Source organism: Mycobacterium sp. SMC-13 (genome assembly GCF_045311035.1).
In the GTDB taxonomy this organism is placed as follows: domain Bacteria; phylum Actinomycetota; class Actinomycetes; order Mycobacteriales; family Mycobacteriaceae; genus Mycobacterium.
Map to the genome: position 1 here is coordinate 483,066 of NZ_JBJIAI010000002.1, position 21,610 is coordinate 504,675.

23 protein-coding genes are annotated in these 21,610 nt (G+C 68.3%); 6 read left to right on the top strand and 17 right to left on the bottom strand.

The features are described 5' to 3' along the window. Positions 1–13 precede the first annotated feature (13 nt). The 10 genes from ahcY to ACJH6I_RS05570 form a co-directional block, all read right to left on the bottom strand. Complete coding sequence (ahcY, locus tag ACJH6I_RS05525) at positions 14–1,474, bottom strand: adenosylhomocysteinase (protein WP_406783835.1); 1,461 nt, start codon at positions 1,472–1,474, stop codon at positions 14–16. 98 nt (positions 1,475–1,572) lie between these two features. Then, complete coding sequence (locus ACJH6I_RS05530; protein ID WP_061004462.1) at positions 1,573–2,229, bottom strand: TetR family transcriptional regulator; 657 nt, start codon at positions 2,227–2,229, stop codon at positions 1,573–1,575. Then, positions 2,226–2,411 carry a rubredoxin gene (locus ACJH6I_RS05535; protein WP_020102918.1) on the bottom strand — a complete coding sequence of 62 codons (186 nt, stop codon included), beginning with the start codon at positions 2,409–2,411 and terminating at the stop codon, positions 2,226–2,228. Before ACJH6I_RS05535 ends, ACJH6I_RS05530 begins: the two co-directional genes overlap by 4 nt. Then, positions 2,408–2,581: a rubredoxin gene (locus tag ACJH6I_RS05540; protein WP_082761797.1), complete on the bottom strand. Its 174-nt coding sequence runs from the start codon at positions 2,579–2,581 to the stop codon at positions 2,408–2,410. Before ACJH6I_RS05540 ends, ACJH6I_RS05535 begins: the two co-directional genes overlap by 4 nt. Before the next feature lie 2 nt (positions 2,582–2,583). Continuing rightward, the gene (locus ACJH6I_RS05545; protein WP_318986443.1) at positions 2,584–3,810 is read right to left on the bottom strand and encodes an alkane 1-monooxygenase; all 1,227 of its coding nucleotides are present in this window, start codon (positions 3,808–3,810) and stop codon (positions 2,584–2,586) included. Between the two features lie 146 nt (positions 3,811–3,956). Further along, a complete protein-coding gene (locus ACJH6I_RS05550) occupies positions 3,957–4,868 on the bottom strand; it encodes a cation diffusion facilitator family transporter (RefSeq protein ID WP_318986442.1) in 912 nt (303 codons plus the stop codon). Positions 4,869–4,891: 23 nt separating this feature from the next. Then, a complete protein-coding gene (gene manA / locus ACJH6I_RS05555; RefSeq protein ID WP_061000734.1) occupies positions 4,892–6,118 on the bottom strand; it encodes a mannose-6-phosphate isomerase, class I in 1,227 nt (408 codons plus the stop codon). Positions 6,119–6,123: 5 nt separating this feature from the next. After that, positions 6,124–7,215, bottom strand: a complete 1,092-nt coding sequence (locus ACJH6I_RS05560; protein ID WP_318986441.1) for a TobH protein — start codon at positions 7,213–7,215, stop codon at positions 6,124–6,126. After that, positions 7,212–8,591, bottom strand: coding sequence for a phosphomannomutase/phosphoglucomutase (locus tag ACJH6I_RS05565; RefSeq protein WP_318986440.1), 1,380 nt, complete (start codon positions 8,589–8,591; stop codon positions 7,212–7,214). Before ACJH6I_RS05565 ends, ACJH6I_RS05560 begins: the two co-directional genes overlap by 4 nt. 118 nt (positions 8,592–8,709) lie before the next feature. Next, positions 8,710–9,141 (bottom strand): DUF3499 domain-containing protein, encoded by a 432-nt coding sequence (locus ACJH6I_RS05570; RefSeq protein WP_061000741.1) that lies wholly within the window; start codon positions 9,139–9,141, stop codon positions 8,710–8,712. A gap of 119 nt (positions 9,142–9,260) precedes the next feature. Here ACJH6I_RS05570 and ACJH6I_RS05575 point away from each other — a divergent pair, with 119 nt between their 5' ends. Next, complete coding sequence (locus ACJH6I_RS05575) at positions 9,261–9,683, top strand: metallopeptidase family protein (protein ID WP_073696558.1); 423 nt, start codon at positions 9,261–9,263, stop codon at positions 9,681–9,683. A 23-nt stretch (positions 9,684–9,706) separates the two neighbouring features. Here the strand turns inward: ACJH6I_RS05575 and ACJH6I_RS05580 are convergent, their stop codons facing one another. Next, positions 9,707–9,970 carry a WhiB family transcriptional regulator gene (locus tag ACJH6I_RS05580; RefSeq protein ID WP_174557686.1) on the bottom strand — a complete coding sequence of 88 codons (264 nt, stop codon included), beginning with the start codon at positions 9,968–9,970 and terminating at the stop codon, positions 9,707–9,709. Positions 9,971–10,506: 536 nt separating this feature from the next. Between ACJH6I_RS05580 and cofD the strand changes: the two genes are divergently transcribed. From cofD to ACJH6I_RS05595, 3 genes are read left to right on the top strand one after another with little or no spacing between them, the layout of a single operon-like run. Then, positions 10,507–11,499, top strand: a complete 993-nt coding sequence (gene cofD, locus ACJH6I_RS05585; protein ID WP_318986439.1) for a 2-phospho-L-lactate transferase — start codon at positions 10,507–10,509, stop codon at positions 11,497–11,499. Beyond that, positions 11,496–12,845, top strand: a complete 1,350-nt coding sequence (locus tag ACJH6I_RS05590; protein WP_293016912.1) for a coenzyme F420-0:L-glutamate ligase — start codon at positions 11,496–11,498, stop codon at positions 12,843–12,845. Before cofD ends, ACJH6I_RS05590 begins: the two co-directional genes overlap by 4 nt. Then, positions 12,842–13,387 (top strand): NUDIX hydrolase, encoded by a 546-nt coding sequence (locus ACJH6I_RS05595; protein WP_293016911.1) that lies wholly within the window; start codon positions 12,842–12,844, stop codon positions 13,385–13,387. The genes ACJH6I_RS05590 and ACJH6I_RS05595 overlap by 4 nt, the downstream gene beginning before the upstream one ends. Here ACJH6I_RS05595 and ACJH6I_RS05600 read toward each other — a convergent pair. Then, positions 13,369–14,445, bottom strand: coding sequence for a sugar phosphate nucleotidyltransferase (locus ACJH6I_RS05600; protein WP_020102906.1), 1,077 nt, complete (start codon positions 14,443–14,445; stop codon positions 13,369–13,371). The two genes, ACJH6I_RS05595 and ACJH6I_RS05600, sit on opposite strands and share 19 nt — an antisense overlap. A 50-nt stretch (positions 14,446–14,495) precedes the next feature. Next, entirely contained in the window at positions 14,496–15,413 is a 918-nt protein-coding gene (locus ACJH6I_RS05605; protein ID WP_293016910.1) for a glycosyltransferase family 2 protein, read from the bottom strand. A gap of 135 nt (positions 15,414–15,548) precedes the next feature. Here ACJH6I_RS05605 and ACJH6I_RS05610 point away from each other — a divergent pair, with 135 nt between their 5' ends. Beyond that, the gene (locus ACJH6I_RS05610; RefSeq protein WP_406783849.1) at positions 15,549–16,985 is read left to right on the top strand and encodes an LCP family protein; all 1,437 of its coding nucleotides are present in this window, start codon (positions 15,549–15,551) and stop codon (positions 16,983–16,985) included. A 2-nt stretch (positions 16,986–16,987) separates the two neighbouring features. Beyond that, positions 16,988–17,716: a TIGR03089 family protein gene (locus ACJH6I_RS05615; RefSeq protein ID WP_293016908.1), complete on the top strand. Its 729-nt coding sequence runs from the start codon at positions 16,988–16,990 to the stop codon at positions 17,714–17,716. 9 nt (positions 17,717–17,725) lie between these two features. Here the strand turns inward: ACJH6I_RS05615 and ACJH6I_RS05620 are convergent, their stop codons facing one another. The 4 genes from ACJH6I_RS05620 to ACJH6I_RS05635 are packed head-to-tail and all read right to left on the bottom strand — an operon-like array spanning position 17,726 to position 21,504. Beyond that, on the bottom strand, positions 17,726–18,886 hold the full coding sequence (locus ACJH6I_RS05620; protein ID WP_064861130.1) for an acyl-CoA dehydrogenase: 1,161 nt from the start codon (positions 18,884–18,886) through the stop codon (positions 17,726–17,728). Positions 18,887–18,942: 56 nt separating this feature from the next. After that, positions 18,943–19,767, bottom strand: coding sequence for a class I SAM-dependent methyltransferase (locus tag ACJH6I_RS05625; RefSeq protein WP_061000759.1), 825 nt, complete (start codon positions 19,765–19,767; stop codon positions 18,943–18,945). Between the two features lie 11 nt (positions 19,768–19,778). Beyond that, positions 19,779–20,294: a 5-(carboxyamino)imidazole ribonucleotide mutase gene (gene purE, locus ACJH6I_RS05630; RefSeq protein WP_064861128.1), complete on the bottom strand. Its 516-nt coding sequence runs from the start codon at positions 20,292–20,294 to the stop codon at positions 19,779–19,781. After that, positions 20,287–21,504, bottom strand: a complete 1,218-nt coding sequence (locus ACJH6I_RS05635) for a 5-(carboxyamino)imidazole ribonucleotide synthase (protein ID WP_256370084.1) — start codon at positions 21,502–21,504, stop codon at positions 20,287–20,289. Before ACJH6I_RS05635 ends, purE begins: the two co-directional genes overlap by 8 nt. Between the last annotated feature and the right edge of the window lie 106 nt (positions 21,505–21,610).

The following is a 21,610-nucleotide window of genomic DNA, read 5'->3' on the forward strand; positions in this document are numbered from 1 at the left end:
TACGCAAACAGACTCAGTAGCGGTAGTGCTCCGGCTTGTACGGGCCGTCGACGTCGACGCCGATGTACTCGGCCTGATCCTTGGTGAGCTTGGTCAGCGTGCCGCCGAGAGCCTCGACGTGGATGCGCGCGACCTTCTCGTCGAGGTGCTTGGCCAGGCGGTAGACCTCGTTGTCGTACTCGTCGTTCTTGGTCCACAGCTCGATCTGGGCGATGACCTGGTTGGAGAACGAGTTCGACATCACGAACGACGGGTGGCCGGTGGCGTTGCCCAGGTTGAGCAGACGGCCCTCGGACAGCACGATGATCGACTTGCCGGTGTCACCGAAGGTCCACAGGTCGACCTGCGGCTTGATATTCAGCTTGGTGGCGCCCGACTTCTCGAGGGCCGCCATGTCGATCTCGTTGTCGAAGTGGCCGATGTTGCCCAGGATGGCCTGGTTCTTCATGGCCTTCATGTGCTCGAGCAGGATGATGTCGTAGTTGCCGGTCGCGGTGATGACGATGTCGGCCTCGGGAATGCCCTGCTCGACGGTGACGACGTCGAAGCCGTCCATCAGCGCCTGCAGCGCGTTGATCGGGTCGATCTCGGTGACCGCGACGCGCGCGCCCTGGCCGGCCATCGACTCGGCACAGCCCTTGCCGACGTCGCCGTAGCCGCAGATCAGCACCTTCTTGCCACCGATCAGCACGTCGGTGCCGCGGTTGATGCCGTCGATCAGCGAGTGGCGGGTGCCGTACTTGTTGTCGAACTTGCTCTTGGTGACCGAGTCGTTGACGTTGATGGCCGGGAACGCCAGCTCACCCGCGGCGGCGAACTGGTACAGCCGCAGCACACCGGTGGTGGTCTCCTCGGTGACACCCTTGACCGACTCGGCGATCTTGGTCCACTTGGTCTTGTCGTTCTCGAAGCCGTTGCGGACCAGCTCCAGGAAGACCTTCCACTCGGCGGAGTCGTCTTCCTCGGCCGGCGGCACGACGCCCGCCTTCTCCCACTGCGCGCCGCGCAGGACCAGCATGGTGGCGTCGCCACCGTCGTCCAGGATCATGTTGGCCGGCTCGCCGTCCCAGGTGAGCATCTGCTCGGCGCACCACCAGTACTCCTCCAGCGTCTCGCCCTTCCAGGCGAAGACCGGGGTGCCCTTGGGCTCCTCGACCGTGCCGTGCGGGCCGACGACGACGGCCGCGGCCGCGTGGTCCTGGGTGGAGAAGATGTTGCAGGACGCCCAGCGCACCTCGGCACCGAGGGCGGTCAGCGTCTCGATCAGCACGGCGGTCTGCACGGTCATGTGCAGCGAGCCGGAGATGCGCGCGCCCTTGAGCGGCTGCACGTCGTGGTACTCGCGGCGAAGCGCCATCAGGCCGGGCATCTCGTGCTCGGCGAGGCGAATCTCCTTGCGCCCGAACTCGGCCTCGGACAAATCGGCGACCTTGTAGTCGATGCCGTTACGGACGTCTGCCTTCAATTCCGTCATGGATTAGAGCCCCATTCATTCGTTCCACTGGAGTGACCCCATGGCCTGCGGGCTCGCGGGACAGGCGCCAGGGAACTACTCGAATGGCGCGCTGACGGCTACGGGGCTTCCCCACTACCGTAACGGTCGGCGAACGGCGTCATGAGCCGGGCCAGGTCAGCGGCCACATCATGGTCCGCTTCCGGCGGCATTGACACGTAACTGATCGCCAGCCGGACGATCGCGCGCGCCAGCACGCCGGCGTCGTCGTCCGAAATCTGTACCCAGCTGCCGCGGAACGCCTCGGTGAGACGCTGCGAGCAGTGCGAGATGATCGGCGCGCTGTCGGTGGTGATGATCTGCAACAGATCAGGTTTGGCGACGCCGGTGAGCAACGAGATGACGAGCGGATCGGACGCCGATTCGGTGAAGAACATCCGGAAGCCCTGCAGGAACGCGGACTCGATGTCACCGACATTGGCGTAGATGGCGTGCTCGACGGCGTCGACCAGGCGGTCGGCGAGGCGCATCGCGTACCCCTCGGCCAGGCCCTGGCGCGAGCCGAACTCGTTGTAGATGGTCTGGCGGCTGATGCCGGCCGCACGCGCGACGTCGGACAGCGTGATCGACGACCAGTCCTTGGCCAGCAACAGCTCTCGCATGCCGTCCAGGATCGAGTGCCGCAGCAGGACCCGGGAGGCCTCGGCGTACGGCACCCGAGGTGCCGCAGGGCGCGACACCTCGGGTCCGTCCGGTACTGCGGCCGCGGCGGTCACGACGCCACGACCTCCACCATGTCGAAGTCGGACTTGGCGGCGCCGCAGTCCGGGCAGCTCCAGTCCTCGGGGATGTCGGCCCAGCGGGTGCCCGGGGCGATGCCGTCCTCCGGCCAGCCCTTCTCCTCGTCGTACTCGAAGCCGCACTGCAGGCAGACGAACTTCTTGAACGGCTCGCTCATGAACTCACTCCTACCGATTCGAAATCGACCTTCTCGCGGACCGCGCAGTCCGGGCAGCACCAGTCGTCGGGGACATCGTCCCACGCCGTGCCCGCCGGGAATCCTTCACGCGGAGCGCCTTTGGCCTCGTCATAGACATAACCACAGCCGGGGCAAGCGTAGGCACTCATGCTCAGGCCACCGCCCCGTACTTGGCCATCACCTTGTCGCGCACCCGCGGGTGGACGTTGACCTTGGTGATGTCGCCGTCGTAGTGCTCGATGACGCGGTGGTCCATCATCCGGCGCCACAGCGGCGGGATATAGGTCAGCCCGATCAGCGTCGCGTAGCCACTGGGCAGGTTCGGTGCGCCGTCGATGCTGCGCAGCGTCTGGTAGCGCCGCGTCGGATTGGCGTGGTGGTCACTGTGCCGCTGCAGGTGGTACAGGAACAGGTTGGTGACGATGTGGTCGGAGTTCCAGCTGTGCACGGGGGCGCAGCGCTCGTAGCGGCCGCTCTCGGTCTTCTGCCGCAGCAGGCCGTAGTGCTCCAGGTAGTTGACCGACTCCAGCAGGCTGAATCCGTAGATGCCCTGGATCAGGACGAACGGGATGAGCGCCGGGCCGAACACCGCGATCAGGATGCCGAAGAACACCACCGACATGAGCCACGCGTTGAGAACGTCGTTCTTGAGGTAGGTGCGCGGGTCCCACGGGCTGCGGCCGAGACGACGGATGCGCTGGGCCTCCAGCTCGACCGAGGACTTCAGTGCGCCCCACACGGTACGCGGCAGGAACTCCCAGAAGTTCTCACCGAAGCGCGCCGAAGCCGGGTCCTCCGGGGTCGCGACGCGGACGTGGTGACCGCGGTTGTGCTCGATGTAGAAGTGGCCGTAGAACGTCTGCGCCAGGGTGATCTTGGCCAGCCAGCGCTCCAGGTTCTCCTTCTTGTGCCCCATCTCGTGGGCCGTGTTGATGCCGACGCCGCCCAGGACACCGACCGACAACGCGACACCGAGCTTGGCCCACCAGGCCAGCCCGCCGTCGAAGCCGAGCCAGCTCAGGTCCTTGGCGGTGAACAGGTACGCGCCGAGGATGACGCTGGCGTACTGGAACGGGATGTAGACGTAGGTGCAGTAGCGGTAGTACTTGTCGTTCGCCAGCTGCTCCATCATCTCGTCGGGCGGATTCTCCCCGTCCGGCCCGAACTTCAGGTCGAGGATCGGCAGCAGCACGTAGAGCAGGCCGGGGCCAATCCACAGCGGCACCTGCGCGAGCGCATGCCATCCGGCCTGGTTCAGTGCCCAGATCAGCGGGAGCATCACGAACAGCGCGGTGGGCGCGATCAGGCCCATGAGCCACAGGTGACGCTTGCGATCGCGCCATTGCTCAACGTTGACGTCGGATACCTCGACTGACACGGGTCCACCTCCATTGGTTGGGCCGACAACTTGTGATCTTGACTATAGACCGCATTTTGTCGCCGGTCTAGACAACGGAGGCAATTTTGTAAAACGACTTGTGGTAGCCGTCACCGCCGCAGGTGACTGCGGGTGTTCCGGCGGTCTCAGCCGCGGTAGAGGTCGGGCTCGATGTAGATGATGCGGGCGTTCGGCACCGCGGCCCGGATCGTCACCTCGGCGGCGTCGATCGTGGCGGCGACGGTCGCCAGATCGGTGTTGGGCGCCAGCGCGATCTTCACCCCGACGAGCATCTCCTCCGGCCCCAGGTACTGGGTCCGGAGGTGGATGACACGGTCGATGTGCGGCGTCTGCTCAAGTGCGTTGCGGATGGCGCCGGTCTCGTCGACCGTCGCGCCCTCACCGATCAGCAGGCTCTTCATCTCGACCATCAGCACCACCGCGATGATGCCGAGCAGCACACCGATGGCCGCGGTGCCGATGCCGTCCCACACCGGGTCGCCCGTCAGCATCGACAGGCCCACACCGAGCAGCGCCAGCACCAGACCGATCAGCGCGCCGCTGTCCTCCAGCAGCACTACCGGCAGCTCCGGGTTGCGCGAGGTCCGGATGAATCGCCACCAGCTGCCGGCGCCCTTGAGCGGACGTGATTCCTTCACCGCGGTGTAGAAGCTGTAGCCCTCCAGCCCGATCGCCACGACCAGGATGGCGACGGCGACGACGGGCGACGACAGCGGCTCGGGGTGGGTGATCTTGTGGTAGCCCTCGTACAGCGCGAACATCGCACCGAGGCTGAACAGCACCAGCGCCACCACGAACGAGTAGAAGTAGCGACTGCGGCCGTAGCCGAACGGGTGCAGATGGTCGGCGTCCTTACGCGCCTGCCGTTGCCCCCACAGCAGCAGCCCCTGGTTGGACGTGTCCGCCAGCGAGTGCACCGACTCCGCGAGCATCGACGAACTGCCCGTGATCAGGAAGCCGACGAATTTCGCCGCCGCGATCCCGGCATTGGCCAACAGCGCCGCGATGATCGCGCGCGCACTCCCCGAGGCCGACATGACCCGCCCTTTCGTAGGTTTTTCTAGATCCCGACCGTCGCACGGAACACCGTCGACGGTTCTTCAGCCACCAACCGCACGGGACCCTCCCCGGCAGCGATCCAGGCGGCGGCGCCCTTGTTCAGGGTCAGCTCGCCACCGGCGGAATGCACCTGCACCCGGCCATGCGTGCCCAGCAGAATCTGCGGGCCGGCGTGCCCTTGGGGCACCTCGACCACGCTGCCCACCCGGTCGTCGTCGATCCGCAGGATCGTCACCGCGAATTCCGGTGCGGGCGTGTCGAAAACCTCTTCGACGCCGTCATCGGCCGGCCGCGGATGGATGGGCCGACCATCGGTCGGGGTGAAGTCGAGAACCCGGAGAAGCTCCGGCACATCCACGTGCTTGGGCGTCAGACCACCGCGTAACACGTTGTCGGAGTTGGCCATGACCTCGAACCCCATGCCGTGCAGGTAGGCGTGCAGATTGCCGGCGGGCAGGTAGATGCCCTCCCCCTCGACCAGGCTGATGCGGTTGAGCAGCATGGCGGCCAGCACGCCGGCATCACCCGGGTACCGCTCGCCGAGCTCGAGCACCGTCTTGGCCTCGGGCGCGAATTCTGTTGCCCCCGAACGGATGTAGTTCACCGCACCGTCGAGAACGGCCGGCACCAGGACGTCGAGATCGGGCTGCGGCAGGGTGATCCAGGTGGTGAAGACGGCTCGCAGCCCGGCCGCGTCCGACTGGCCGGCCAGCAGGTTGATGTACGGATCGAGGTCGGACACCGCCAGCGCCCGCATCAACTCGACGGTGCGGGCCACCGGCCGGAACCCGGCGAGCGCCTCGAACGGGCCGAGGGCCACGATCAACTCGGGCTTGTGGCTGCGGTCCCGGTAATTGCGGTTGCGCGCGTTGAGGGCAATGCCTTGGCGCTCTTCACGATTGAAGCCTTCGGCAGCCTGCTCGGCACTGGGATGGGCCTGCAGCGACAGCGGTTCGTCGGCGGCCAGCACCTTCGCCAGGAACGGCAACGACTCACCGAACCGGGCCACGACCTCGGGCCCCAGTTCGCCCGCGGGATCGGCCCGGATGACGTCCAGCAGCGACACCTCGCCGTCGGCCGTCTCCAGTCGCGCCGGGTCCCCGGGGTTCGCACCCAACCACAGCTCAGCCTCGGGATGCGCTGAGGGACTTGGCCTTCCGGCGAAATCGGCCAAGGCGGTACGCGACCCCCAGGCGTAGTTCCTGACCGCGCCTCGTAGCAGATGCACTATGTCTAACCTCGAACCAGTTTCAGGTAAACGGCCGTCATCTCCAGCCGGACCGCCAGCATCGCGATCTGTTGTTCCAAGCGACTTCCCGGCACCTGCAGCCCCGCGTCGGGCACGTCGTCGGCGCTGAGCACGTCGACGTCGCCACCGAGCGCGTCCATCCGGGCGATCACGCCGGGACGTTCCTCGTCGGCACACAGCACCACGGTGCGGACCCGCGCCGGCACCGGTCCGTCGATCTCGGGGTCGTGGAAAAGCGAGTCCTCGTAAGACATTTCGACCGTCTCGCGGCCGAGCCCACCGTGCAGCGCCACCAGAGCGTCGGAGCCGCCGGTCGCGGTCACGAGCTGATGGGCCACCCGCAGCAGCACCGTCGCGGCATGGCGGACCAGCGCCAGCATCGCCGCGCCCTCACCGGCAAGCACCACCTGCCGGCCGGACATCCGCTCGGCCAGGTTCTTGGCCGGGTTGGTGAAAATCTCGCGGGCCGCACTGTTGCGCAGGGCCTCGGCGTCCAACTCGTCGGCCAGGGCCTCCAGGTCGATGCGCAATGCCGGGTCGACGACCATCATCGTCGCGAGTCCCGCGGCCAGGTAGCGGGTGAGGCCGAAGTCGTCGGGCACCCCCAACCGCGGCGGCAGCACCACCGCGCGCCCGGCGGCCGCATCGCGCAGCGGGCCGTCGTTGGGCGCCACCACGATCACGCGCGCGCCGCGCCGCACCCCGGTCGCCACCGCGGTCACCAGCGCCGGGTCGGCCGCGTCGTCCCCGGCCACCACCACGACGTCCAGCGCGCCGATCCACGGCGGCACATCCGGGGTGACCACGAGCGGGATCGCCGACGTCGCGCCCAGTGCCGCGGCCAGCACGGTCCCCGCCGCACCGGGAGCTCCCGACATCCCGCGCCCGCACACCCAGGTGACGGTTCGCGGACGTTGATCCGAGCGCAGTTCGTCGAGTTGGCCTTCAGTGAGCGCCGCGGCTACCGCGCGGGTCTGTGCGCCGGCCATCGACGCGGCCCGCAGCAGGCCGTCGCGGTCGGCCGCGATCAGACCCTCGACATCGTCGAGGTCCAGGGTCGCCGGGGCGGCACTCATGGCGCAGACGCCCTGATCTGCGCAGCGATGTGTTCGACGATCTGGTCGACCTCCACGCGGGTGCGGGATTCGACGTTGAGCCGCAACAGCGGCTCGGTGTTGGAGCTGCGCAGGTTGAACCAGCGCCCGTCGCCGAGGTCGACGGTCACACCGTCGAGTTCGTCGGTCGAGGCGATGTCGCTGCCGTACGACGCGAGGACCGCCCGCACGCACGCCGGCGCATCGGCGACGGTGAAGTTGATCTCGCCGGACGCCTCGTACCGCTGGTACTTGGCCATCAGTTCGGACAGCGGACGGTCCTGTTCCCCGAGCGCGGCCAGCACGTGCAGCGCGGCGAGCATGCCGGAGTCGGCGCCCCAGAAATCGCGGAAGTAGTAATGCGCGGAATGCTCGCCACCGAAGATCGCGTTGGTCTCGGCCATCAGCGCCTTGATGTACGAGTGGCCGACGCGGGAGCGCACGGCCGTGCCGCCGCGCTCCTCGATCAGCTCGGGCACCGCGCGTGAGGTGATCAGGTTGTGGATGACGGTCGCGCCGGACTCGCGGGCCAGCTCGCGATCGGCGACGAGCGCCGTCACGGCCGACGGCGACACGGGGTCGCCCTTCTCGTCGACGACGAAGCAGCGGTCGGCGTCGCCGTCGAACGCCAGGCCGATATCGGCGCCGTTCTCGACGACGTGCTTCTGCAGGTCCACCAGGTTGGCCGGATCCAGCGGGTTGGCCTCGTGGTTGGGGAACGTGCCGTCGAGTTCGAAGTACAACGGCAGCAAGGTGATCGACCCGACGGTGCCCAGCACGGCCGGCGTGGTGTGCCCGCCCATGCCGTTGCCGGCGTCGACCGAGACCCGCAGCGGACGCAGCGCCGACACATCGACCAGCGAACGCAGGAATGTGCCGTACTCGGCGAGCACGTCACGCTCCTCGACCGTGCCGGCCGCTCCGTCGTGACCCGGCACACCGTCGATGACCTCATTGCTGATGTCGGTCAGACCGGTCTCCTTGCCGACGGGCTTCGCGCCCGCCCGGCACAACTTGATGCCGTTGTAGGCGGCCGGGTTGTGGCTGGCCGTGAACATGGCGCCCGGGCAGTCGAGGAGACCCGAGGCGAAGTAGAGCTGATCGGTCGACGCCAGCCCGATCCGGACCACGTCCAGACCCTGCGCGGTGACCCCAGCGGCGAACGCGGTGGCCAATGACGGTGAGCTGGGCCGCATGTCGTAGCCGACAGCCACCCGGGTGGCGCCCTCGGCGCGCATCAACCGGGCAAATGCGCCGCCGACATCGGCGACGAACGACTCGTCGATCTCCTCGCCGACCAGCCCACGCACGTCATATGCCTTGATGACGCGCTGTACAGAGGCAGCAGGCCGAGACATAGCCCTCCCGATCTCATCGTTCGCAGACCACTGCATTACCGAGGGTCTGTGACAGTCAGCCTATCGGCTGACCCATCTGCCCGCGGACGGTCGGTGGGGTTCGGTAGGACTTGTGTCGCTAACTCTCAGGCGGATCCGGCAACACCCGGAGATGGCCGCGCCGCCGCCCGTTGTGCTGCGTGCGCGGTGCGGGCGGGGCCATGACCGTGCCGCCGGGTGTGCCGGCGTGGCTGCCGGGCAGCGGATCGGTGAAACCTGTTGGGATGCCACCGCGGGACGGCGCGTCGCGCCCCTCGCGCACCGCATCGGCGAGCGCGACGAGGTCGTCGTCCTCAGAGGGCGTGGGCAGCGGACCGGCGTGGCGCACCAACTCCCACCCGCGGGGCGCGGTGATGCGACTGGCGTGCGACACACACAGGTCCCACGAATGCGGCTCCGACGCGGTGGCCAACGGACCTACGACTGCCGTGGAATCCGAGTAGACAAACGTCAGCGTCGCCACGGCGTAGTGCGGGCAACCTGGCCGGCAGCAGCGACGGGGAACATTCACTCGGCGAGATTATCGCGCCGCCGACGCGCCCACTGCCGGACACGCGCGTCGCGGGCACGTCGATCTCCAACCGTTACTATCGGCCGATGGCCCACTCGCGTGTGCGCCGCCGTCGCGGCATGCGCGGCCCGCTACTCCCCCCGACCGTTCCCGGATGGCGCAGTCGCGCCGAGCGATTCGACATGGCGGTCCTCGAGGCCTACGAACCCATCGAGCGCCGGTGGCGCAATCGGGTGTCCGGACTCGACGTCGCCGTCGACGAGATTCCGCGGATCTCCCCCAAGGATCCCGATGCCATCCAGTGGCCGCCCGAGGTGATCGCCGACGGGCCGGTGGCGCTGGCGCGGCTCATCCCGGCCGGCGTGGACGTTCGGGGTAATTCGACACGGGCGCGAATCGTCTTGTTCCGCAAGCCCATTGAACGGCGGGCGAAGGACTCCGTTGACCTCGCCGACCTTCTGCACGAAATTCTCGTGGCGCAGGTAGCCACTTATCTCGGCGTTGAACCGTCGGTGATCGACCCGACCATCATTGACGACTAGTCGGTCGATCTACCCGCGGTGTGTCAGATGACGCCGCGCTTGATCCGCCGGCGCTCGCGCTCCGACAGACCGCCCCAGATGCCGAAGCGCTCGTCGTGCGCCAAGGCGTACTCGAGGCACGCGTCGCGCACCTCGCAGCCCTGGCAGATGCGCTTGGCTTCGCGGGTAGAGCCACCCTTCTCAGGGAAGAAGGCCTCGGGGTCGGTTTGCGCGCACAGGGCACGCTCCTGCCACTGGTCTTCCGTGAGCTCGGGTTCGTTGTCGATGTGATCGGGCACCAGACTCAGCTGCGGCCGTCCGGCGACGACGTGCTGAACGGGTCCGGTGTTCGTGTGCGGTGCGGTCCCAACAGAGCCGAGCATCCGCCCGTCGAATTGCACCACGTGATCGAAATCTGCGTGTTCGTAAGACATTTGCCGCCTCCTCCCCTGCTTTACGTAGTTCCCAAAACGGAGTCCAACTACTTGCCCTGCGTGCCGTGAGTGGCGAACAAAATTCGAACAAACGGTCGAATCTCGGTCTGCTGCACCGGAACCGGTTAACAGACCGGGAATGACACTGTTGTGATTACACACGGGTTAGCTGCCACGGTCAAGCGGATGAAGCGCATTTCCTACCATCTTGTGACCTGATTACGGCGCGTCGTTACCGCGGCGTGTCGCGATAGTGACCAATAACACGCTGCCGCACAACGTAGTTGGAAATGGCGATAACTGATGCGGCTGTTACTCAAGTGAATACTGAGGTTTAAAGTTTGCTGCGCGCCAAATTGCTGTCCGGGCGCGTCATTCCGCCCGCGCGTCATCGCCTAGGGTGAGTCGACGTGAAGGTGACGGTTCTGGTCGGTGGCGTCGGCGGCGCTCGGTTTCTGCTCGGCATCCAGAAACTGCTGGGGTTGGGTCAATTCGCCGAACCCGGTGCGGACCCCTCGCCGCACGAGCTCACCGCGATCGTCAACGTCGGTGACGACGCCTGGATGTTCGGCGTCCGCATCTGCCCCGACCTCGACACCTGCATGTACACCCTCGGCGGGGGTATCGACCCCGAACGCGGCTGGGGACACCGCAACGAGACCTGGCATGCCAAGGAAGAGTTGGCGGCGTACGGCGTGCAGCCGGACTGGTTCGGGCTCGGCGACCGCGACCTGGCGACGCACCTGGTGCGCAGCCAGATGCTGCGGGCCGGCTATCCGCTGTCCCAGGTGACCGAGGCGTTGTGCGACCGCTGGCAACCCGGTGCCCGGCTGCTGCCCGCCAGTGACGAACGCAGCGAAACCCACGTGGTCGTAACCGATCCCGAATCGGGCAATCAGCGCGCCATCCACTTCCAGGAATGGTGGGTGCGCTACCGCGCCCAAATCCCCACCCACAGCTTCGCGTTCATCGGCACCGAGAAGGCAAAGGCCGCACCGGGAGTCGCCGATGCCATCGCCGGCGCCGACGTCGTGCTGGTGGCCCCCTCGAACCCGGTCGTCAGCATCGGCGCGATCCTGGCCGTGCCCGGCCTGCGCAGCGCGCTGCGGTCCACCCCGGCACAGGTGATCGGCTACTCCCCCATCGTCGCCGGAAAGCCGTTGCGCGGGATGGCCGATGACTGCCTCAAGGTGATCGGCATCGACAGCACGTCGGAGGCCGTCGGCGCGCACTACGGCGCCCGCAGCGCGACCGGCATCCTCGACGGCTGGCTCATCGACGAGGGTGACCACGCCGAGATCGACGGGGTGAACGTCAAAGCCGTACCGCTGCTGATGACCGATCCGGCGGCGACGGCCGAGATGGTCCGGGCCGGACTGCAACTCGCCGGAATCCAGCTGTGACTGAACATGGGGCCGCGGCCGCCGTCGAAATCCTTCCGGTGCCGGGGCTTCCCGAGTTCCGGCCCGGTGACGACGTGGCCGCCGTCATCGCCGCCGCCGCCCCCTGGCTGCGCGACGACGACGTGCTGGTGGTCACCAGCAAGGTGCTGTCCAAGTCCGAGGGCCGGATCGTCGCGGCACCGACCGACCCTGACGAGCGGGACGCCCTGCGGCGCAGGCTGATCGACGACGAGGCCGTACGCGTACTCGCCCGCAAGGGCCGCACCCTGATCACCGAGAACGCCATCGGGCTGGTCCAGGCCGCCGCCGGCGTCGACGGATCCAACATCAGTACAACCGAATTGGCGCTACTGCCCGTCGATCCCGACGGCAGCGCGGCCCGGCTGCGGGCCGGCCTGGGCGAGCGACTCGGCGTCACCGTCGCCGTCGTCATCACCGACACCATGGGCCGGGCCTGGCGCAACGGGCAGATCGATGCCGCCATCGGCGCCGCCGGACTGGCCGTGCTGCACGGATATTCCGGCGTCCAGGACACCCACGGCAACGAGCTGCTGGTGACCGAGGTCGCCGTCGCCGACGAGATCGCGGCCGCCGCCGACCTGGTCAAGGGCAAACTGACCGGCATCCCGGTCGCCGTGGTGCGGGGCCTGTCACCGCGCGACGACGGCTCGAACGGCCGGACCCTGGTGCGCGCCGGTCAGGACGATCTGTTCTGGCTGGGCACCGAGGAAGCACTGGCACTGGGCCGCAGGCAGGCGCAGTTGATGCGCCGTTCGGTGCGCACGTTCAGCGCAGAGCCCGTGGCACCGGAACTCATCGAGGACTCCGTGGCCGAGGCGCTCACCGCGCCCGCACCGCACCACACCCGCCCGGTCCGGTTCGTCTGGGTGCAGGACCACGACACCCGAATCCGCCTGCTGGACCGCATGAAAGACAAATGGCGCACCGACCTGACCGCCGATGGGCGGCCCGCCGACTCCGTCGACCGGCGCGTGGGCCGCGGCCAGATTCTGTACGACGCACCGGAACTCGTCATCCCGTTCCTGGTCCCCGATGGCGCACACAGCTATCCGGACGCGGCCCGTACCGAAGCCGAGCACACCATGTTCACCGTCGCGGTGGGCGCGGCCGTGCAGGGACTCCTGGTGGCCCTGGCGGCGCGCGACGTCGGCAGCTGCTGGATCGGGTCGACGATCTTCGCCGGCGACATCGTGCGCGCCGAGCTCGAGCTGCCCGCCGACTGGGAACCGTTGGGCGCCATCGCCATCGGCCACTTCCCGGAGAGCGACGAGCCCCGGCGGCCACGGCCGCCGGTGCCGACCGACGAACTGCTGATCCGTCGATGAGCGACTCGCTGCACGACTCGGTGCTGACCGCACTGCGCGACTGGCCGGCCCCCGACGCCGATCAGGACACCCTGCGGCACGCCGTCGCCGCGTTCGTCGCGGCCCGCCCCGACGCCTGCCGGCGCGCCTGCGTCCCCGGCCACATCACCGCGTCGGCGCTCGTGCTCGACCACACCCGGACCAAGGCGCTGCTCACCCTGCACCCGCGGTTGGGCCGCTGGGTCCAGCTGGGTGGGCACTGCGAGGACGTCGACACCGACATCCGCGCCGCGGCACTACGCGAGGCGACCGAGGAATCCGGCATCACCGGACTGCAGATCGCCGAGTTGCCCGCAGCGCTGCACGTCCACGCGCTGACGTGCTCGCTGGGCGTCCCGACGCGGCATCTCGACGTGCAATATCTGGCCGTCGCGCCGGAAAACGCCGAAATTCAGTGCAGCGACGAATCACTGGATCTGCAGTGGTGGCCCCTGGACGCGCTGCCGGACCCGGACCCGGGTCTGGAGCGGCTCGCGCGGGCCGCTCAGACGTCCGTGGAGTAGCGAATACCACCGTCGGGGATGGTGACACCCGGCCACACCCGCGCACCGCGCAGCAGCTCGCAGCGGGCGCCGATGTTGGCGCCGTCGCCGATCACGCCGTCACGGATAAGCGCCCGCGGGCCGATCCGGGCACCGAACCCGACGATGGACCGCTCGATCACCGACCCGGCCTCGATCTTGACGCCGTCGAAGATCACCGCGCCGTCCAGCCGGGCGCCGGCGCCGATCTCCGCGCCGCGGCCCACCACGGTCCCGCCGATCAGCAGCGCACCCGGCGCCACCGCGGCACCCTCGTGCACCAGGCTCTCGCCGCGGTGACCGTCGAGCACCGGCGACGGTGCGATACCGCGCACCAGATCCGCTGAGCCGCGGACGAAATCGTCGGGCGTGCCCATGTCACGCCAGTAGCTGGCGTCGACGTAGCCGCACACCTTGAACCCGTCGGACAGCAGCTTCGGGAACACCTCGCGTTCGACCGATACCTCACGGCCGGTGGGAATCTCGTCGATCACCGCACGCTGGAACAGGTAGCAGCCGGCGTTGATCTGATCGGTCGGCGGATCCTGCGTCTTCTCCAGGAACGCCGTCACCACGCCCTCGGAATCGGTTGGCACACAACCGAAAGCGCGCGGGTCGCTCACCCGCACGAGATGCAGCGTGACATCGGCCTGCCGCTCGCGGTGGCTGGCGACCATCGCGCCGAGATCCAGCCCGGAGAGCACGTCACCGTTGAACACCATGGCGGTCGGGTGGCGCAGCTTGGGCGCCACGTTGGCGATACCACCACCGGTGCCCCGGGCCTCCTCCTCCACCACGTACTCGATCTCCAGGCCCAGCTTGGAGCCGTCACCGAATTCCGCCTCGAAGACCTCGGCCTTGTACGAGGTGCCCAGCACCACATGGCGGATACCCGCGGCCGCGATCCGGGCGAGCAGATGGGACAGGAACGGCACCCCCGCCGTCGGCAGCATCGGCTTGGGCGCCGAGAGGGTCAGCGGGCGCAGCCGGGTGCCCTGCCCACCCACCAGGATGACCGCGTCGACGTCAACCGGATTCACCGCGTCACTCAACTCGCGTCCTTTCAAGCCTCGAGGTCATCGCCGGTAGCCTAGTTCGCCCGACGGCGCTTACGCCTGGAATTGCCCACCACCGCGCGTTCGCGCGCGCCCAGCGCCGACTTGATGGTCCACCGCAGCGGGGCCTGCCACCAGTGCGGATGCCGGTCGGCGAGGAATGTATAGGTACTGCGGTGGTGCGCGGCCAGATTGCGGGCCGGGTCCCGTCCTGTGGAATGTCCCTTGTCGTGCAGGATTTCGGCGGACGGCACGTACACGTTCTGCCAGCCGCCCTGCGCCAGCCGGTCCCCGAGGTCGACGTCCTCCATGTACATGAAGTAGTTCTCGTCGAATCCGCCGATCTGCCGGAACGCCTTGGTGCGCAACAACAGACACGAGCCCGACAACCAGCCGACGGCGCGTTCACTGGGCTCCAGCCGGTCCTGGCGGTAGGCCGCCGTCCACGGGTTGGATTTCCAGAACGGACCCACCACGGCGTGCATGCCGCCGCGGATCAGGCTCGGCTGATGCCGCGCCGATGGATAGACCGAGCCGTCGGGGTCGCGGATCAGCGGACCCACCGCACCGGCCGCGGGCCACCGCGCCGCCCCGGCGAACAATTCGTCGATGCTGTGCGGCCCCCACTGCACATCCGGGTTGACCACGACGAAGAACTCCTGGTCGACGACGCTGTCGGGCGTGTCGAGGTAGGCCGACACAGCGCGGTTCACCGCGGTGCCGTAGCCGAGGTTGCCACCGGTGCGGAACAACTCGACGTCGGCGTATCGCTCCAGCGCCGCCTCGGGCGCGCCGTCGGTGGATCCGTTGTCGGCCATCACCACCAGCAGGCGGCGTTCCGTCGCGTGGGCCAGCGTCTTCAGGAAACGGTCCAGATGCGCGCCGGGCGAATAGGTCACCGTCACCACGAGCAGCGGGCGGTCCGAGTCCGGTCCGGATGGCTGCTCGATCACGGCCTAGAGGTTAGCGGGCCGACGGCCGCACCCGCACCGGGGTGTGACCCGCCGAACCCCGGGCTACCGGCCACGGCAAGCGCTCACCAGTAGCCTGTCCTGGTGCCAGGTCGACTGTTCCGCATCCTCGCCGTCATGACGACGGTGCTCGTGATGGTGGGCACCGGCGTGGCCTGGAGCAGCCTGCGTTCGCTGGAATCGGGCATCAACCGCATCAGCACCGCGGCCCTCGGTGGCGGGGGCGACGACGGTGCCGTCGACATCCTCCTGGTGGGTATGGACAGCCGTACCGACGCGCACGGAAACCCCTTGTCAGAGGAAGAACTCGCGACGCTTCGGGCCGGAGACGACGTGTCCACCAACACCGACACCATCATCCTGGTGCGCATCCCCAACAACGGGCGCTCGGCCACCGCCATCTCGATCCCGCGCGACTCCTATGTGCAGGCGCCGGGTCTGGGCAAGACCAAGATCAACGGTGTCTTCGGTCAGGTGAAGCTCGAGAAGATGAAGGAACTCGTCGAGGAGCAGGGCGAGGACGCCGCGACGGCCGAGCCGAAAGCCGTCGAGGCCGGCCGTGAAGCGCTCATCAAAACCGTGGCAAAGCTCACAGGCGTGACCGTCGATCACTACGCCGAAGTCGGGTTGCTGGGCTTCGCGTTGATCACCGATGCCCTCGGCGGCGTCAACGTGTGTCTGAAGAACGCCGTCGACGAACCGTTGTCGGGCGCCAACTTCCCGGCCGGCTGGCAGAAACTCAACGGCCCGCAGGCTCTGAGCTTCGTGCGGCAGCGCCACGATCTGCCCCGCGGCGACCTGGACCGCGTGACCCGCCAGCAGGTGTTCATGGCGTCGCTGGCGCACGACATCATCTCCGGGCAGACCCTCTCCAGCCCCAGCACCCTGAGCCGGCTCCGCAGCGCCGTGCAGCGCTCGGTCGTGCTGTCGGACGGTTGGGACATCATGGATTTCGTCCAGCAGATGCAGAAGCTGGCGGGCGGCAACGTCGCGTTCGCCACCATCCCGGTGCTCGCCGAGGACGGCTGGAGCGACGACGGCACCCAGAGCGTCGTGCGGGTCGACCCGGCGCAGGTGCAGCAGTGGGTGGCCGGTCTGCTGCAGGATCAGGCCGAGGGCAAGACCGAGAAGCTCGCGTACACCCCGGGCAACACGACCGTCGACGTCATCAACGACAGTGACATCAACGGACTGGCCGCGGCGGTGTCGGAGGTGCTGACCGAAAAGGGCTTCGTCGCAGGCAAGATCGGCAACAACGAGGCCGACCATGTGCCGTCGAGCCAGATCCAGGCCGCGAAGTCGGACGACCTCGGGGCGCGCGCCATCGCCGAACAGCTGGGCAACCTGCCGGTGGTGGAGAACGCCTCCGTGCCGAGCGGCGCGGTGCGGGTGGTGCTCTCGCACGACTACGCGGGCCCCGGTTCCGGGCTGGAGGGCGGCAGCCACACCGTGACGCAATCCGCTTCCGACACCACCGATTCCGGCACCACCACGCAGGTCCCGCCGTCGCCCATCATCACCGCGGGCGCGGCCGACCCCAAGTGCGTGGACTGACCATGACCAACCTGTCCAGTGTGATCCTCGACCCGTTGCTGCGTGACGACCCGGCCGGACCGCGCATCACCTACTACGACGACGCCACCGGCGAGCGCATCGAGCTGTCTGCGGTGACGCTGGGCAACTGGGCCGCCAAGACCGCCAACCTGCTGCGTGACGAACTCGGCGCGGGTCCGGGCAGCCGGATCGCGGTGCTGCTGCCCGCGCACTGGCAGACGGCCGGCGTGCTGTTCGGCATCTGGTACATCGGCGCGGAAGTTTTGTTGAAAGACACAGCCGGAGAATCGATCCCATCCGGCTGCGATATCGCGCTGTGCACGGCCGACCGGATCGACGCGGCCGACGAGACCGGTGCCGGCGAAGTCGTCGTGCTGTCGCTCGATCCGTTCGGCAAGCCGGTCCCCGACCTGCCGATCGGCGTCACCGACTACGCGACATCCGTGCGGGTGCACGGCGATCAGATCGTGCCCGAACGGAACCCGGGGCCGGCCCTGGCCGGCCGCTCGGTCGACGATGTCCTCGCCGCGGCCCGCAACGGTGCGGCGGCAAAGGGATTCACCACCGGCACCCGGCTGCTGTCGACGGCCGCGTGGGGCAGCCCCGACGAACTCGTCGCCAATCTGCTGGCGGTGTTCGCCGGCGGCGCCTCCCTGGTGCAGGTGGCCAACCCCGACGCGGGCGCGCTGGAGCGGCGCCGCGCGACGGAGAAGGTCACTGCCGACCTGTAGCGCCTGACGTCAGCGCAGCAGGGCGCGGGACATCACGACCCGCTGAATCTGGTTGGTGCCCTCGTAGATCTGGGTGATCTTGGCATCGCGCATCATGCGCTCCACCGGGAAGTCGACGGTGTAACCGGCGCCGCCGAACAGCTGCACGGCGTTGGTGGTCACCTCCATCGCCACATCCGAGGCGAAACACTTCGACGCCGCCGAGATGAAGCCCAGGTTGCCCTCACCGCGCTCGGCGCGGGCCGCGGCGTTGTAGACCATCAAACGGGCCGCCTCGGTCTTCATCGCCATGTCCGCGATCATGAACTCGACACCCTGGAACTGGCTGATCGCCTTGCCGAACTGCTTGCGGTCCTTGGTGTAGGCGATCGCGGCGTCCAGCGCACCCTGCGCCACACCGACGGCCTGCGCGCCGATGGTCGGACGGGTGTGGTCGAGCGTCGCCAGCGCGGTCTTGAAGCCGGTGCCCGGCTCGCCGATGATGCGGTCACCGGGGATGCGGCAGTTCTCGAAGTACAGCTCGGTGGTCGGCGAACCCTTGATGCCGAGCTTGCGCTCCTTCGGGCCGATGGAGAAGCCCTCGTCGTCGATGTGCACCATGAACGCCGAGATGCCGTTGGCGCCCTTGTCGGGATCGGTCACTGCCATCACGGTGTACCAGCTCGACTTGCCGCCGTTGGTGATCCAGGCCTTGGCGCCGTTGAGGATCCAGTCGTCACCGTCGGCCTTGGCGCGTGTGCGCATCGCTGCGGCGTCACTGCCGGCCTCGCGCTCGGACAGCGCGTACGACGCCAGCTTGCCGTCGACCAGGTCCGGCAGCACCTTGCGCTTGAGCTCGTCGGAGCCGTTCAGGATCAGGCCCATGGTGCCCAGCTTGTTGACCGCGGGGATCAGCGACGCCGACACGTCGACCCGGGCCACCTCTTCGATGACGATGCACGCGGCCACCGAATCCGCGCCCTGACCGCCGAACTCCTCGGGCACATGCACGGCGTTGAAACCGGACGCGGTCAGCGCGTCACTGGCCTCCTGCGGGAACCGGGCCTGCTCGTCGACCTCGGCGGCAAACGGCGCGATCTCCTTCTCGGCGAGGGCCCGGATGGCGGCACGCAGCTCCTGATGCTCTTCCGGCAGCTGAAACAGATCGAATGACGGGTTACCGATAGACATTGATGGCTCCTTGCCTGCCCATGTGGCGAGATGCGGGGTGCTACTCGCCGGTTACTTTACCGCCCCTGACCCGACACCTTCTGCAGCCCACGGACCAACTCGCGGTAAGTGCGGTGATAGACGGTGCGCAACGTCTCGCTGCGGCGCAGCACGTCGACGGCCGTCACGGGGCCGAGCAGCAGCACCGGATGCCCGGCGAAAACCGAGGTGGTGTGCTGGATCCGGGCCGAGCGGTGCGCCGCCGACTCGAGTTCGGCCTGGTAGTAGTCGCAGAACTCCGGCTGGGTGAAGAACACCTTGTTGAAGCCGATCGCGAACGGGGCCAGGCCGGCGCCGTCATCGAGGTATTTGAGCGTGCCCACCGCGACGCCGGGCCAGAACTCGTTGAAGACGTCGTCGGCGATGACGATGCCGCCGTCGGCCAGGGTGGCCTCGGCCAGCTGCATGTCGCTGTAGACGATCTCCTCGGTGTGGCCGCCGTCGACGCTGAAGAACCGGACGGGCCCGCCGGCCTCCTCCAGCAGCACCTCGGGGGTCAGCTTCGTGGAGTCACCCTGGTGGATCACCACGCTGTCCATGGACGACCAGACGTCGACGTTGCTGGTGAACTTCGCCAGATCACCGGCGCCGGAACCATCGATGTTGAGGTCCTGGTCGCCGAAAATGTCGATGGCAACGGACTTTTCGTCGTCCCGCTGCAGCAGGTTCAGGCCGATGAACAGCTTGCCGTGGTGCACACCGATCTCGGCGACCGCACCGCCGACGGACCTGGCCCGCTGGGCCTCGTCCAGCGCACCGGCGACCAGGAGCACCTCCGGCTCCATGAATCCCGTGACGAGTTTGTGGCCGACGCTGCGGTACCGCGCGAATGAGGATTTCATCGATCGTGAGCTTACTTGCCCAGCAACCGATTCCGCAGCGCCTCATCCTTGTCGAGCACCATCTGCTCCAGGTCCTCCTGGAAACGCTGCATCCGCGCCCGCAAAGCGGCATCGGCCGACCCCAGGATGCGTACCGCCAGCAGGCCCGCGTTGCGCGCCCCACCGATCGACACCGTGGCCACCGGCACGCCCGCGGGCATCTGCACGATCGACAGCAACGAGTCCATGCCGTCGAGGCGGGCCAGCGGCACGGGCACCCCGATCACCGGCAGCGGAGTGGCCGACGCGACCATGCCGGGCAGGTGCGCGGCGCCACCGGCGCCGGCGATGATCACCTCGACGCCGCGGTCCGCGGCGGTCTTGGCGTAGTCGAGCATGCGCTGCGGCGTGCGGTGCGCCGACACCACGCCGACCTCGAACGGCACCTCGAACTCGGCGAGCGCGGTGGCCGCGTCCTCCATCACCGACCAGTCGCTGTCACTGCCCATGATCAGGCCGACCCGGGGGCCTCCCGCGCGTTCACTCATGTCCACTCCATCCGTCGGTCCACTCAGCGTGCGACAACCAATGCGCGGCCCGGACGGCGCGCTCGCGCACGTCGGCCACGTAGTCCTCGTCGTCGAGCGAGCCGCCCGGCGCGCCGACGATGTTGACGTGGCCGATCTTCCGGCCCGGCCGCTCCCCCTTGCCGTACAGGTGCACCCGGGCCTCGGGCAGCCGGCCGAACAGGTGGTGCAGGCGCTCGTCCATGGTCATCTCGGGTTGCGTCGGCGCGCCCAGCACGTTCGCCATCACCGTCACGGGCGCCAGCGGTGCCGTCGACCCCAGCGGGTAGTCCAGGACCGCGCGCAGATGCTGCTCGAACTGGCTCGTCGTCGCGCCGTCCATGCTCCAGTGCCCGGAGTTGTGCGGCCGCATGGCCAGCTCGTTGACCACCAGGTCACCGTCGACCGTCTCGAAGAGCTCGACCGCCAGCACGCCGACCACACCGAGCTCATCGGCGATCCGCAGCGCGAGCTGTTCGGCCGCCGTCGCCACCGCGGCGTGCAGCTGCGGCGCCGGCGCGATCACTTCGACGCAGATGCCGTCCTCCTGCACGGTGTGCACGACGGGCCACGCCGCGCCCTGCCCGAACGGCGAGCGCGCGACGAGCGCGGCCAGCTCGCGGCGCATGGCGACCTTCTCCTCCACCAGCACCGCCACGCCGGCGGCCAGGTAGCCCTCGGCGGCAGCGCGGGCCTGTGCCACGTCGTCGGTCAGGGTGACGCCCTTGCCGTCGTAACCGCCCCGGCTCGCCTTCACGACCAGCGCACCACCGGTTTCAGCGGCGAGCTCGTCGATGGCATCGAGATCAGCGGTCGACGCCACCTCGCGGTAGCGCGGCACCGGAGCGCCGAGTTCGGCCAGCCGGCGGCGCATCACCAGCTTGTCCTGGGCGTGCACCAGCGCCGACGGCGGCGGGGCCACGTTGACGCCGTCCGCGACCAGGGTCTGCAGCAGCTCGGTCGGCACGTGCTCGTGATCGAACGTCAGGGCCGACGCACCGGCGGCCACCTGGCGCAGCGCCTCGAGGTCGGTGTGCGAGCCCAGCACCACCGCGGGGCTCACCTGGGCGGCCGGCTCGTCGGCGGAAACCGCCAGGACCCGCAGGGTCTGACCGAGCGCGATGGCGGCCTGGTGGGTCATGCGGGCCAACTGGCCGCCACCGATCATTGCCACGACGGGGGGTTGCGTCACGGCGCCTAGTTTGTCACGCACCGCGGGTGTCCCCCGAATCTGCCTATGCCGACTAGCTACCGCCCGCTACCTGCACGGGTACGTGAAATGCAGGTACTTTCCGTAA

Bases quoted from the DNA above. Each gene is read 5' to 3' on its own strand.
- ahcY (WP_406783835.1), bottom strand. From the start codon at position 1,474: ATGACGGAATTGAAGGCAGACGTCCGTAACGGCATCGACTACAAGGTC.
- ACJH6I_RS05535 (WP_020102918.1), bottom strand. From the start codon at position 2,411: ATGAGCGAGCCGTTCAAGAAGTTCGTCTGCCTGCAGTGCGGCTTCGAG.
- ACJH6I_RS05540 (WP_082761797.1), bottom strand. From the start codon at position 2,581: ATGAGTGCCTACGCTTGCCCCGGCTGTGGTTATGTCTATGACGAGGCC.
- ACJH6I_RS05550 (WP_318986442.1), bottom strand. From the start codon at position 4,868: ATGTCGGCCTCGGGGAGTGCGCGCGCGATCATCGCGGCGCTGTTGGCC.
- ACJH6I_RS05560 (WP_318986441.1), bottom strand. From the start codon at position 7,215: ATGAGTGCCGCCCCGGCGACCCTGGACCTCGACGATGTCGAGGGTCTG.
- ACJH6I_RS05565 (WP_318986440.1), bottom strand. From the start codon at position 8,591: ATGTCTCGGCCTGCTGCCTCTGTACAGCGCGTCATCAAGGCATATGAC.
- ACJH6I_RS05575 (WP_073696558.1), top strand. From the start codon at position 9,261: ATGCGCGGCCCGCTACTCCCCCCGACCGTTCCCGGATGGCGCAGTCGC.
- ACJH6I_RS05595 (WP_293016911.1), top strand. From the start codon at position 12,842: ATGAGCGACTCGCTGCACGACTCGGTGCTGACCGCACTGCGCGACTGG.
- ACJH6I_RS05610 (WP_406783849.1), top strand. From the start codon at position 15,549: ATGACGACGGTGCTCGTGATGGTGGGCACCGGCGTGGCCTGGAGCAGC.
- ACJH6I_RS05615 (WP_293016908.1), top strand. From the start codon at position 16,988: ATGACCAACCTGTCCAGTGTGATCCTCGACCCGTTGCTGCGTGACGAC.
- ACJH6I_RS05620 (WP_064861130.1), bottom strand. From the start codon at position 18,886: ATGTCTATCGGTAACCCGTCATTCGATCTGTTTCAGCTGCCGGAAGAG.
- ACJH6I_RS05625 (WP_061000759.1), bottom strand. From the start codon at position 19,767: ATGAAATCCTCATTCGCGCGGTACCGCAGCGTCGGCCACAAACTCGTC.
- purE (WP_064861128.1), bottom strand. From the start codon at position 20,294: ATGAGTGAACGCGCGGGAGGCCCCCGGGTCGGCCTGATCATGGGCAGT.